Source organism: Candidatus Pelagibacter sp. HIMB1517 (assembly GCF_052047895.1).
Classification (GTDB): Bacteria; Pseudomonadota; Alphaproteobacteria; order Pelagibacterales; family Pelagibacteraceae; genus HIMB114.
In genome coordinates this window covers 18104-29885 of the sequence record NZ_JBNAIW010000007.1, presented here as the reverse complement: position 1 = coordinate 29885, position 11782 = coordinate 18104, and the positions used below count along the sequence as shown (strand labels likewise).

Below are 11782 nucleotides of genomic sequence, written 5' to 3'. Positions count from 1 at the left end.
AATTCACGTTATGAAAGATTTTATCTTTACATCAGAATCAGTTTCAGAAGGCCATCCTGACAAAGTTTGTGATAAAGTTTCAGACACTATAGTGGATCTGTATTTATCCAAATTTAATGAAAGCAGAGTTGCTTGTGAGACTTTAACAACGACCAATAAAGTTGTTTTGTCGGGTGAAATCAGAGGCCCAGAAATTAGTTCTGAAGAAATTGAAAAAGCAGTGAGGAATACAATAAAAGAAATTGGTTATGAACAAGAGGGCTTCCATCACGAAAAATTAGAATTTTTTAATTATTTACATGCTCAATCAACTGACATTGCTCAAGGAGTAGATTCATCTGGAAACGAAAAAGATGAAGGCGCTGGTGACCAAGGAATTATGTTTGGTTATGCTTGCAATGAAACAAAGGAATTAATGCCAGCACCAATCTTATATTCTCATAAAATTTTAGAAGAGTTAGCGCATGTACGTAAGTCAGGGAAAGAAAAAGGATTAGGACCAGATTCAAAAAGCCAAATATCTGTAGTTTATAAAAATGGAAAACCAACAGGTGTTTCTTCAGTAGTAATTTCAACTCAACATGATGAAAAGTTAGATCAAAATGATGTAAAAGAAATAGTAAGACCTTATGTAAAAAAAGTTTTGCCAGAAGGTTGGGATTGTCCGGAAGAGCAATTTTATGTAAACCCAACTGGCAGATTTGTAATCGGAGGACCTGATGGTGATACAGGATTAACAGGTAGAAAAATCATAGTTGATACATACGGTGGTGCAGCTTTACATGGCGGCGGTGCTTTTTCAGGAAAAGATCCAACAAAGGTTGATAGATCTGCAGCTTATATTTCAAGATATTTAGCTAAAAATATTGTTGCAGCGGGAGTTAGTGATAAATGCGTAATTCAGTTATCTTATGCAATAGGAGTTTCGCAACCACTATCTATTTATATTGATCTATTTAATGGCGATCAAAAACTATCTGAAAAAGTAGAAAATGTAATTAGAAAAGAAATTAACTTAAGTCCAAGAGGAATAAGAGAAAAATTAAATTTAAATAATCCTATTTACAAACCAACAGCAGCTTATGGACATTTTGGAAGGCAGCCAGGCTCTGACGGAACATTTACTTGGGAAAAAACTGATATTGTTGATTTGTTTAAAAATATTTAATGATTAAAGAGAGACTTTTTTTCGGTCGTTTACAATCAAGAACACTTTCTCAAGAAAAAAAAAAATTTTAAAAAAATTCATTAATACGCAAAAAATTACAAAATCTTTTTTTAACAAAAGAAGAAAGATTATTATTGAAATAGGTTCTGGGGTTGGAGAAAATTTATTTTTTTTATCAAAAAAATATAAAAAAAACTTGGTAATAGGAATTGAGCCATTTAAAAATGGTTTAGCTAATACGGCTTATTATTGTTCAACAAATAAAATTAAAAACATATTTTTATTTCCATATGTTTTTCAAAAATTCGAAAAAAAATACAAAAATTACTGTTTTGATCAATGTTATATTTTTTTTCCAGACCCATGGCCAAAAAAAAGACACCATAAAAGAAGACTGGTTAACTATCAATTTTTAAAATTACTCATCTCTCATTGTAATTCTAAAGGGACAATTTATTTCGGTTCTGATAATTACGATTATTTTAATGACGTTAAGAACAAGTCTAAATTATTGAAAAAGGAGCTCAAAATATCTATAAAAAGCTATAAAAAGACACCTACTATTATCACCAGATATCATGCAAGAGCTTTAAAATTGAAGAATAATATAAATTTTTTAAAGATTGATAAAATTTAAATTTTCGTTTATTTACGTTCTAAATTGTTAACTTTTAAAATGGGCTTATGCCCATTTTTTTTTACATAATTAAAAAATGCTTAATAATAGAATTGATAGTACAGAATTAATAAGAATAGCGGATGCAGTTGCAGCCGAAAAATCGATAGATAAAGATTTAGTTTTATCATCAATGGAAACTGCAATTGAGAAGGCAGCAAGAACACGCTATGGATCAGAAAATGATATTTATGTCAGCATCGATAGGGAAACGGGCATTATTGAGCTTGGTCGAAAATTAAAAATTGTTGAAAAAGTTTTAGAAAGTCACTCAGAAATTAGTTTGGATGAAGCAAAGCAAAAAGATCCTTCTGCCGAAATTGGAGGAGAGATAAAGGAAGAGCTTCCACCGATTGATTTTGGAAGAATTGCAGCACAAACAGCTAAACAAGTTATTTCAGTTCAGATTAGAGACGCTGAGAGAGATAGACAGTTTAACGAGTTTAAAGATAAAGTTGGAGAAATTTTAAGTGGTATCGTAAAAAGATCAGAGTTTGGAAATATTATTGTAGACTTGCAAAAATCAGAAGCGATCATTAGACGTGAGGAATTAATTCCAAGAGAAAATTTAAAAAATGGAGATAGAGTAAAAGCTTATTGTTATGATGTAAGACGAGAAAATAAGGGTCCACAAATTTTCTTATCTAGAGCTCATCCTCAATTTTTAGCAAAGCTTTTCCAGCAAGAAGTTCCAGAAATTTATGAAGGCACAATTTCAATTAAATCTGTAGCGAGGGACCCAGGTAGTCGTGCAAAAATTTGTGTACAATCAAAAGATAGTTCTATTGACCCAGTTGGAGCTTGTGTGGGTATGCGAGGAAGTCGTGTACAAACTATTGTTAATGAACTTCAAGGTGAAAAGATTGATATTATTAATTGGACAGAAGATGTTGGCTCATTAGTTGTCAGCGCTTTAGCGCCAGCTGAAGTGATGAAAGTTGTTTTAGATCAAGAGAACAGAAGAGCAGAAGTTGTTATAGATGAAAACAATTTAAGTAAAGCGATTGGAAGAAGAGGTCAGAACGTTAGGTTAGCTTCTAAATTATTAGATTATGAAATTGATATTTTAACAGATAAAGAAGAGTCAGAAAAAAGACAAAGTGAATTTAAAGAAAATTCTTCAAAGCTTATAAAAGCTTTAGAAATTGATACAACCATGGCTCAACTTTTAGTGTCTGAAGGTTTTAACACTATCAAAGATATTAATAATGCAAATGTTGATGACTTTTTAAAAATTGATGGTTTTGATGAAGAAACAGCCAAGGAACTACAAGATAGGGCTAAAGAGTTTTTAGAAGAAGAAGAAAAAGAGATTGCAAGCAAAGTGCAAGAGCTTGGAATTGAAGAAGATTTAGCAAATCATAAAGGTTTAACCTTGGGTATGCTGTTGACACTAGGTGAAGAAAATATCAAAACTTTAAAAGATTTTGCAGAGTTATCTACGGATGAAATTGTGGGTGGATATGATGAAATTAAAGGTAAAAGAGAAAAGTTTGATGGAGTATTAGAAGAATTTAATATTCCAAGAAAAGATGCTGAAGATTTAATTATGCGTGCAAGAAAAAAAGTTTTTAATTTTTAACAATGAGTTTCGAGGGTAAAAATGAGCAAAGAAAAGAAAAAAAAACTGACCTTAAAAAATTTCAAGGGTACGCCTCGAAAGTTCAACGATAATAGCACCAAAACCCAAGGTAAAGTTGTAGTAGAGAGAAAAAACTCTAATTTTAGACCACAAGACAAAAAACAAACTTTTGAAAAGAAGCCATTTTCAAAACCTTTTGCTCCAAAAATAACTCCTCCATCCGATGAAAAGAAAAAAAATGCCAAAGAGTGGGCTAAAAAAAAGATACAAGAAGAGTTGCACAAGGGCAAAAAAAAGAGTGAAAAAAAAGTTGAGGGAAAAAGAAGAGATTACAAACTTACACTAGGAAGGGCTTTAACAGATGCCGATGAAATAGAGCGTCAAAGAAGCCATGCATCGGTTAAAAGAGCTAGAGAAAAGCAGTTTAAAAAAGATGATGATCAGGAGGAAATCCAGAAAATTGCAAGAGATGTGAATATTCCTTCTGTTATTACTATTCAAGAACTTGCAAATCGAATGGCTGAAAAATCAAGTGCAATCATAAAATATTTACTAGAAAAAAATGTAAAAGTTACCGTTAATCATAGCATTGATGCTGATACTGCAGAATTTATTGTTGGTGAATTTGGACACAATGCAATTAGAGGAGATGTTACTGAAGATCAAATTAAAAAAATAGTTGACGAAGAAAAAGAAGATAAAGGTAGTGATCCAAGACCGCCTGTTGTAACGGTTATGGGCCATGTTGATCATGGAAAAACCTCATTGTTAGATGCTTTAAGGCAAGCAAACGTAGTGTCAACAGAGCATGGCGGTATCACTCAGCATATCGGCGCCTATCAAGTGAAAGTTAATGACAAGCAGTTAATAACTTTTATTGATACGCCTGGACATGCAGCTTTCACTGAAATGAGAGCCAGAGGATCAAAAATTACAGATATAGTTATACTTGTTGTTGCAGCAAATGATGGAATTAAACCTCAAACAATTGAGGCAATACAGCACTCCAAGGCAGCAGGTGTTCCAATTTTAGTAGCTGTAAACAAATGTGATTTACCAGGTGTTGACCCTAATAAAGTTAAAAACCAACTTTTAGAACACGAACTTATTGTTGAAGAAATGGGTGGTGATGTTTTGTGCACTGAAATATCAGCGATTAAAAAAACGAATTTAGATAAGTTAAAAGAAAATATTTTATTACAGTCTGAATTATTAGACTTAAAAACTAAAAAGGATAGCCTTGCCAAAGGTGTTGTTATTGAGTCTAGGCTTGATAAAGGCAAAGGACCTGTTTCGACAGTTCTAGTAACTAGCGGAACCTTAAAAAGAGGTGATACTTTTGTGAGCGGGGTAGCAAAAGGCAAAGTAAGAGCAATGTTTGATTATAATAACAAACAAATTTCTCAAGCCGAACCCTCTACACCTGTAGAAGTTATAGGTTTTGAAAGTGTTACAAGTGCTGGGGATGATTTTATAGTTTTAAATGATGAAAATAAGATTTCAGAAATACTGGAATTTAGAAAAAATGGAGCAAAACAAAAAACTTTAAAATCAACTACTGATAATAATGATATTTTTGGAAATGCAGATAAAGCTGAAACATTAAATATTGTAGTAAAAGCCGATGTGCATGGTTCACTTGAGGCTATAAACGCAGCATTATTAAAAATTGAAATCGAGAAAATTAAACCAAAAATTATTTTATCTGCAGTAGGCCCTGTTACAGAAACGGATGTAACTTTAGCTAAGGCATCAAATGCTAAAATTTTAGGCTTTAATGTCAGACCTAATAAAGAAGCTAAAGAATTGGCTAATAGCTATAAAATGGACATCAGTTATTTTAATATTATTTATGAGGCAATAGACTTTGTTGAAAAATCGATAAAAGGGACTTTGGAACCTGAGACAAAAGAGGAAAGTATTGGACAATGTGAAGTATTGGAAGTCTTTAATGTTTCAAAAGCAGGTAAAGTAGCAGGAGTTAAAGTTACACAGGGTGAAGTAAGAAATAATTCTGATGCAAGATTAACTAGAGATGGAACTGTAGTTTATACTGGAAAAATTGGAAGTTTATTTAGAGAAAAAAATGAGGCAAAAGAAGTAAAGTCGGGACTGGAATGTGGTCTAACAATAAAAGATTTTATAGATTATAAAAAAGGAGATATCATAGAAATTTTTCAGATTGTTACAGTTGATAGAGAGTAATAATGAAAAATAATAATCAGCCATTCACCCAAAGACAACTTAAAGCAGGTGAAAATCTAAAAAAAATTTTAGCCAGGTCATTTATTCAGCAAAATATTATATTACCAGAAATTGATACCAAATTAGTAACTATTACTGAGGTCAGAGTATCTCCTGACCTTAAGCATGCAAAGGTTTTCTTCATGCCACTGGCAGGAAGAGATATAGATAAATTTTTAAAAACATTAAATGAATATTCCTTAGAAATAAAAAAATCTGCATCAAAAGAATGGACAGCTAAATTTATGCCTAATCTAAATTTTGTTATTGATGAGTCATTTGATTATGCAGAAAAAATAGAAAATTTATTGTTAAAAGACAAAGACTAATGGTTCACGGTTGGATAAATTTATATAAGCCCACAGGTTTTACCTCATCATATTGTTTAAACTTACTAAAAAAAAAATTTAAACTAAAAAAGATTGGTCATATTGGAACTCTTGATCCTATGGCAGAAGGTGTTTTGCCAATAGCAATAAATGAAGCAACTAAAACAATTCCTTTAATTAATAAGTCTAAAAAAACTTATTTTTTTGAAGTGAATTGGGGCAAGCAAACCAATACTTTAGATTCTGAAGGTGAAGTAATTAATATATCTAAAATTATACCATCATATGAAGATATTAAAAAAATAACTAAAAAGTTTATTGGTTCAATCAATCAAAGTCCGCCTGAATTTTCTGCAAAAAAAATTGATGGAAAAAGAGCATATCAACTTGCCAGAGAAGGAGTTAAATTTGAGCTTAAAAAAGTAAAAAAAGAAATTTATGGATTAAAAATTTTAAACCATGACTTTAATAATAAAAAATCTTTATTTGTAGTCAGCTGTGAGAGTGGAACTTACGTTAGGAGCTTAGCCAAAGATATAGCATTGGAGTTAAAAACTTTTTGTTATTGCTCTAAAATTGTAAGATTAAGAGATGGAATTTTTAGAAAAAAAAACTCTTATGCTCTAAAAACACTGATAAATAACGAAAATATTTATGATTTTTTTAAATACATGCTTGATATTAAGTCTGTTTTATATCATATACCCACAATTGAAATTAACGATAAAAAATTAAAGCTTATTAAAAACGGAATGAAAGTAAGCATGTTGGAAGAAGTTGGTTCTAAAGAGCATAAAGAAATTCTAGCAGATTATCATCAAAACGTTGTGGCTTTGGGTTCCATGAAAAATGGAGTTTTTTATCCAAAAAGGATTTTAAATATTAATGAGTAAAAAAGACTTAGATAAAAGCAAAGTAATTAAGATGCTTCAAAAATCTGACAAAGATGTGGGATCTTCTGAAGTTCAAATTGGTATTTTAACTGAGAGAATTAAATATTTAACTGAACATTTTAAAAATAACAAAAAAGACAAGCACTCAAATACTGGATTAAGTAAATTAATTATTAGAAGAAAAAAACTTTTAGATTACTTAAATAAAAAAGAACCAACCTTATATAAAAAAGTTATTGAGCAGCTTGGACTAAGAAAATAGTTGGAGCTAATACATGTTTAACATTGTCAAAAAAGAAATTAATTGGGCGGGAAAAAATTTATCAATAGAAACCGGTAAAATTGCAAGACAAGCAGATGGTGCAGTTATATTAAGATGGGGTGATACTGTAATTATTTCAACTGCAGTTGCTTCAAAGAAGGCAAACCCTGATACAGATTTTTTTCCTTTAACTGTAAACTATCAAGAAAAGTTTTATGCTGCTGGTAAAATTCCTGGTGGTTATTTTAAAAGAGAAGCAAGACCAACCGAAAGTGAAACACTAATTTCAAGATTAATAGATAGACCAATTAGACCATTATTCCCAGACCAGTTTAGAAATGAGACGCAAGTTTTAACAACTGTACTATCTTATGACAAAGAATGTGATCCAGATATTTTAGCGGTGATTGCAAGTTCTGCAGCATTAAGTATTTCAGGGTTGCCTTTTCAAGGTCCAGTTGCTGCTTCCAAAGTGGGTTTGATTGATGGTAAGTTTATTTTAAACCCTTCAAAAGAAAGTATTAAAAGTTCTAATCTAGAATTAGTTGTTGCTGGTACCAAAGAAGCAGTTTTAATGGTTGAGTCAGAAGCTTCAGGTTTAACAGAGGCTCAGATGTTAGATGCTGTGAAATTTGGTCATGAAAATTTCTTACCAGTTATTAATTTGATTGAAGAATTGGCTAAAGAAGCAAGTAAACCAAAATGGGAAATTGAAAGTAAAGATTTTTCAGAATTAAAATCCAAAATTTCTTCAGAGGTTAAAGATCATTTAGTCAAAGCTTTTTCTGAAAAAGATAAAAAGCAACGCTCTTCTATGATTAGCGATGCTAATGAAAAAGTAGAAAAATTATTCGAAGATGATGAAACATACACAAAAGTTCAAATTAAGGACCAATTAAAGTCTTTAGAAAAAGATATTGTTAGAACAAAAATTTTAAAAGAGAAATCTAGAATAGACGGTAGAAAATTAGATGAAGTTAGAGATATTTTATGTGAAGTAGGAATTATCCCAAGAGCTCATGGATCATCTTTGTTTACAAGAGGTGAGACACAGGCAATTGTTGCTGCTACACTTGGAACATCTGACGATGAACAAAGGTTTGAAAGTCTAGAAGGGATGCAAAAATCTAGATTTATGCTTCACTATAACTTCCCCCCATTTTCTGTAGGAGAGGTTGGAAGAGTTGGTGGAACCGGAAGAAGAGAAATTGGTCATGGTAAACTTGCCTGGAGAGCTATAAATGCAGCACTTCCTAAGCATGAGGATTTTCCATATACGATCAGAATTGTATCAGATATTACTGAGTCTAACGGTTCTTCTTCGATGGCGACTGTTTGTGGTTCATCAATGGCTTTAATGCATGCAGGTGTTCCGATAGCAAAACCAATTGCTGGTATTGCCATGGGTTTAATTAAAGAGGGTGACGAATTTTCAGTATTAAGCGATATTTTGGGTGATGAAGATCATCTTGGTGACATGGACTTTAAAGTTGCAGGGTCTGCAGATGGAATCACCTCTCTTCAAATGGATATTAAGATTAACGGTATTACTTTTGAAATTATGGAGAAAGCTTTAGAGCAAGCTAAAAAGGGAAGATTAGATATTTTAAATGAAATGGCAAAAGCTATCAAAGAGTCTAATAAAGAATTATCGCAATACACTCCTAGAATGGAAAAAATTCAAGTTGATAAAAAGGACATCGCAACTGTGATTGGAAAAGGTGGAGCAAACATCAGAGAGATTGTTGAAGTGTCTGGTGCAAAAGTTGATATTAATGATAGTGGAGAAGTAACAGTTTCAGCTGCAGATCAAGAAACTAGAGATAAAGCAATTGAAATGATAAATTCACTAGTAGAGAAGCCTGAGGTTGGAAAAATTTACTCTGGAAAAGTAGTTAAGATTATGGATTTCGGTGCATTTGTAAACTTTTTAGGAAAACAAGATGGATTGGTTCATATTTCTCAGTTAGCTGAAAAAAGAGTAGAAAAAGTCTCAGATGTAGTCAAAGAAGGCGATGAAGTTAAAGTTAAAGTTATTGGATTTGACAGGGGAAAAGTAAAGCTATCTATTAAAGAAGCTTTAGGTTCTTAAGACATATTTTTAGGATCTGGCATTCCAACTTTATTATAACCAGCGTCTACATAGTGAATTTCACCGGTAACACCACCTGCAAGGTCGCTTAGAAGATATAATGCTGAGTTTCCAACATCATGAATATCAACATTTCGTTTCAAGAAAGAATGGTCTTCATTCCACTTGTATAAAAATTTAGCATCTCCGATTGCCGATGCTGCAAGAGTTTTGATCGGTCCTGCGCTTATCGCGTTAACCCTAATACCATTTTTACCAAGATCTCTTGCTAAATATTTTGTACTTGTTTCAAGGGCAGATTTGCAAACTCCCATTACATTATAGTTAGGAATTGTCTTAGTAGACTCGTAAGTTAAAGTAATCATACTTCCACCTTGCTTCATCAATGGCGCTGCTTCTTTTGCAACTTCTGTAAATGAAAAACATGATATAAGCATACTTCTTAAAAAATTATCTCTCGTAGTATTTAAGTATTCTCCTGATAATTCAGACTTATCTGAAAAAGCTACTGCGTGAACAACAAAATCTAATTCACCCCATTTATCTTTAATTTCCTGAAAAGTATTTACAATTTGCTCTTTATTTTCAACATTGCAGTCCAATGTAAATTTAGAACCTAAAGATTCGGCTAATGGAATTACTCTTTTTTTTAAAGCGTCACCTACATAAGTAAAAGCTAATTCGGCGCCATGTTCTGATAGTTTTTTTGATATACCCCAAGCTATTGACCTGTCATTAGCAACACCCATGATTAATCCTTTTTTACCTTTTAAAAGCATTTTAAACCTTCTCAAAAATCAGTGTTGAGTTTGTTCCTCCAAAACCAAAACTATTTGACATGACACAATTTAAATCTTTTTTTTCTACTTTTCTTAAAATTGGTAGATCTTTTGCTTTTTCATCTAAATTTTCGATATTAGCTGACTCAGCCATGAATCCATGCTCCATCATGAGAAGGCAAAATACAGCTTCTTGAGCTGATACAGCACCTAATGAGTGACCAGTTATTGATTTTGTAGAACTCATAGAAGGCACATCATTTCCAAAAGTTTCTTTTATAGCCTCTAGCTCTTTTACATCTCCAATTGGTGTAGATGTTCCATGGGTATTAATGTAATCAACTTTCTCATTTCTTTTCGTTGATAAAGCCATTTTCATACATCGCACAGCCCCTTCTCCAGAAGGCTGAACCATATCATAACCGTCTGATGTAGCACCATAGCCAGTAATTTCAGCATAAATTTTTGCTCCTCTTGATTTTGCTCTCTCCATTTCTTCAAGAACTAAAACAGCTGCACCACCTGCAATTACAAACCCATCACGGTCTGCATCGTAAGCTCTTGATGCTTTTTGAGGTGTGTCATTTCTTTTTGATGATAGTGCAGGCATGGCATCAAACATTGCCGACATCCCCCACTCTAATTCTTCACCACCACCCGCAAAAATAATATCTTGTTTTCCAGATTGAATTAATTCCATTCCATTTCCAATACAGTGAGCGCTAGTAGCGCAAGCTGAACTTATAGAATAATTTATACCTTTGATTTTGAATGGAACTGCTAGTGTAGCAGAGCATGTACTGGACATAGTTCTTGGTACAATCAAAGGCCCCATTTTTTTTGGGGAAGATTTTCTTGTAGTATCTACCGCATGAATTACATTTTTAATTGATGGTCCACCAGAACCTATTACAATTCCGGTTTTAATATTACTGATATCTTTTTCTTCAAGGCCAGAATTTTTAACAGCTTCTTTCATGGCAATATAGGCATAGGCTGAACCATCACCCATAAATCTTTTTTCTTTTCTCTCTAAAGCTTCATCTAAATTAAGTTTTATAGACCCGCAGACTTGGCTCCTAAAACCATATTCTTTATATTCTTCTGAAAAAACTATTCCTGATTTAGTATTTAATAAGGAATCTAAAACCTCTTCATTATTGTTTCCAATTGATGAAACTATACCAAATCCTGTAACGACTACTCTTCTCATAAATTACTTTTAAATAAACCTACTTTTAAATTTTTAGTACTATATATTTGTTTATCATCAATTAAAAGTACACCATCACCTAAACCTACTGACGTCTCTCCCTTTTTAATAATTTTTTTCATATCGATTTTATATTTAGCCAACTTGTTTGATTGTAAAACTTCACCTACAAACTTAACTTCCCCAACACCTAATGCCCTTCCCTTACCAGGATTACCAATCCATCCTAGAAAAAAGCCAACAAGTTGCCAAAGAGCATCTAGTCCTAGACAACCAGGCATAACTGGATCAGTTTTAAAATGACAGTCAAAAAACCAAAGATCTTTTTTTATATCTAGTTCTGCTTCGATATAACCTTTGTTGTACTGTCCACCATTTTCAGTAATTTTTGTTATACGATCAAACATCAGCATAGGAGGCGAAGGTAATCTAGCATTACCAAGTCCAAACATATCTCCATCAGCACAAGAGATAAGCTCATCGTAAGAGAAGGAATTTTTTTTTGTCATGAAGAAGATGTTTATACTTGATGGAAGTATTTATT

The 11782-nt window shown here is 32.3% G+C and carries 11 protein-coding genes; 8 read left to right on the top strand and 3 right to left on the bottom strand.

Going from position 1 to position 11782, the window contains the following annotated elements; translation table 11 throughout:
* Window positions 1-10 precede the first annotated feature (10 nt).
* The 8 genes from metK (at window position 11) to pnp (ending at window position 9246) form a co-directional block, all read left to right on the top strand.
* Window positions 11-1168 carry a methionine adenosyltransferase gene (gene metK, locus ACTTAT_RS04320; RefSeq protein ID WP_440679849.1) on the top strand — a complete coding sequence of 386 codons (1158 nt, stop codon included), beginning with the start codon at window positions 11-13 and terminating at the stop codon, window positions 1166-1168.
* A gap of 34 nt (window positions 1169-1202) precedes the next feature.
* Complete coding sequence (trmB, locus tag ACTTAT_RS04315; protein WP_440679914.1) at window positions 1203-1805, top strand: tRNA (guanine(46)-N(7))-methyltransferase TrmB; 603 nt, start codon at window positions 1203-1205, stop codon at window positions 1803-1805.
* A gap of 76 nt (window positions 1806-1881) precedes the next feature.
* On the top strand, window positions 1882-3426 hold the full coding sequence (nusA, locus tag ACTTAT_RS04310; protein ID WP_440679848.1) for a transcription termination factor NusA: 1545 nt from the start codon (window positions 1882-1884) through the stop codon (window positions 3424-3426).
* Window positions 3427-3447: 21 nt separating this feature from the next.
* Window positions 3448-5631 (top strand): translation initiation factor IF-2, encoded by a 2184-nt coding sequence (gene infB, locus ACTTAT_RS04305; RefSeq protein WP_440679847.1) that lies wholly within the window; start codon window positions 3448-3450, stop codon window positions 5629-5631.
* 2 nt (window positions 5632-5633) lie between these two features.
* Window positions 5634-5999 carry a 30S ribosome-binding factor RbfA gene (gene rbfA / locus ACTTAT_RS04300; protein WP_009373041.1) on the top strand — a complete coding sequence of 122 codons (366 nt, stop codon included), beginning with the start codon at window positions 5634-5636 and terminating at the stop codon, window positions 5997-5999.
* Window positions 5999-6892, top strand: coding sequence for a tRNA pseudouridine(55) synthase TruB (gene truB, locus ACTTAT_RS04295; RefSeq protein ID WP_440679846.1), 894 nt, complete (start codon window positions 5999-6001; stop codon window positions 6890-6892). The genes rbfA and truB overlap by 1 nt, the downstream gene beginning before the upstream one ends.
* Window positions 6885-7154 (top strand): 30S ribosomal protein S15, encoded by a 270-nt coding sequence (gene rpsO, locus ACTTAT_RS04290; RefSeq protein WP_009373039.1) that lies wholly within the window; start codon window positions 6885-6887, stop codon window positions 7152-7154. The genes truB and rpsO overlap by 8 nt, the downstream gene beginning before the upstream one ends.
* Before the next feature lie 13 nt (window positions 7155-7167).
* The gene (gene pnp / locus ACTTAT_RS04285) at window positions 7168-9246 is read left to right on the top strand and encodes a polyribonucleotide nucleotidyltransferase (protein ID WP_440679845.1); all 2079 of its coding nucleotides are present in this window, start codon (window positions 7168-7170) and stop codon (window positions 9244-9246) included.
* On the opposite strand, the gene ACTTAT_RS04280 is transcribed toward pnp, so the two are convergent.
* From ACTTAT_RS04280 to fabA, 3 genes are read right to left on the bottom strand one after another with little or no spacing between them, the layout of a single operon-like run.
* Window positions 9243-10025 carry an enoyl-ACP reductase FabI gene (locus ACTTAT_RS04280; RefSeq protein ID WP_440679844.1) on the bottom strand — a complete coding sequence of 261 codons (783 nt, stop codon included), beginning with the start codon at window positions 10023-10025 and terminating at the stop codon, window positions 9243-9245. The two genes, pnp and ACTTAT_RS04280, sit on opposite strands and share 4 nt — an antisense overlap.
* 1 nt (window position 10026) lies before the next feature.
* Window positions 10027-11238 carry a beta-ketoacyl-ACP synthase I gene (gene fabB / locus ACTTAT_RS04275; RefSeq protein ID WP_440679843.1) on the bottom strand — a complete coding sequence of 404 codons (1212 nt, stop codon included), beginning with the start codon at window positions 11236-11238 and terminating at the stop codon, window positions 10027-10029.
* Window positions 11235-11747, bottom strand: a complete 513-nt coding sequence (gene fabA / locus ACTTAT_RS04270) for a bifunctional 3-hydroxydecanoyl-ACP dehydratase/trans-2-decenoyl-ACP isomerase (RefSeq protein ID WP_440679842.1) — start codon at window positions 11745-11747, stop codon at window positions 11235-11237. The genes fabB and fabA overlap by 4 nt, the downstream gene beginning before the upstream one ends.
* Window positions 11748-11782 lie beyond the last annotated feature (35 nt).

Coding starts and splice junctions, on each gene's coding strand:
- rbfA (WP_009373041.1), top strand. CDS start 5,634: ATGAAAAATAATAATCAGCCATTCACCCAAAGACAACTTAAAGCAGGT.
- rpsO (WP_009373039.1), top strand. CDS start 6,885: ATGAGTAAAAAAGACTTAGATAAAAGCAAAGTAATTAAGATGCTTCAA.
- infB (WP_440679847.1), top strand. CDS start 3,448: ATGAGCAAAGAAAAGAAAAAAAAACTGACCTTAAAAAATTTCAAGGGT.
- metK (WP_440679849.1), top strand. CDS start 11: ATGAAAGATTTTATCTTTACATCAGAATCAGTTTCAGAAGGCCATCCT.
- ACTTAT_RS04280 (WP_440679844.1), bottom strand. CDS start 10,025: ATGCTTTTAAAAGGTAAAAAAGGATTAATCATGGGTGTTGCTAATGAC.
- nusA (WP_440679848.1), top strand. CDS start 1,882: ATGCTTAATAATAGAATTGATAGTACAGAATTAATAAGAATAGCGGAT.
- fabB (WP_440679843.1), bottom strand. CDS start 11,238: ATGAGAAGAGTAGTCGTTACAGGATTTGGTATAGTTTCATCAATTGGA.
- truB (WP_440679846.1), top strand. CDS start 5,999: ATGGTTCACGGTTGGATAAATTTATATAAGCCCACAGGTTTTACCTCA.
- fabA (WP_440679842.1), bottom strand. CDS start 11,747: ATGACAAAAAAAAATTCCTTCTCTTACGATGAGCTTATCTCTTGTGCT.
- pnp (WP_440679845.1), top strand. CDS start 7,168: ATGTTTAACATTGTCAAAAAAGAAATTAATTGGGCGGGAAAAAATTTA.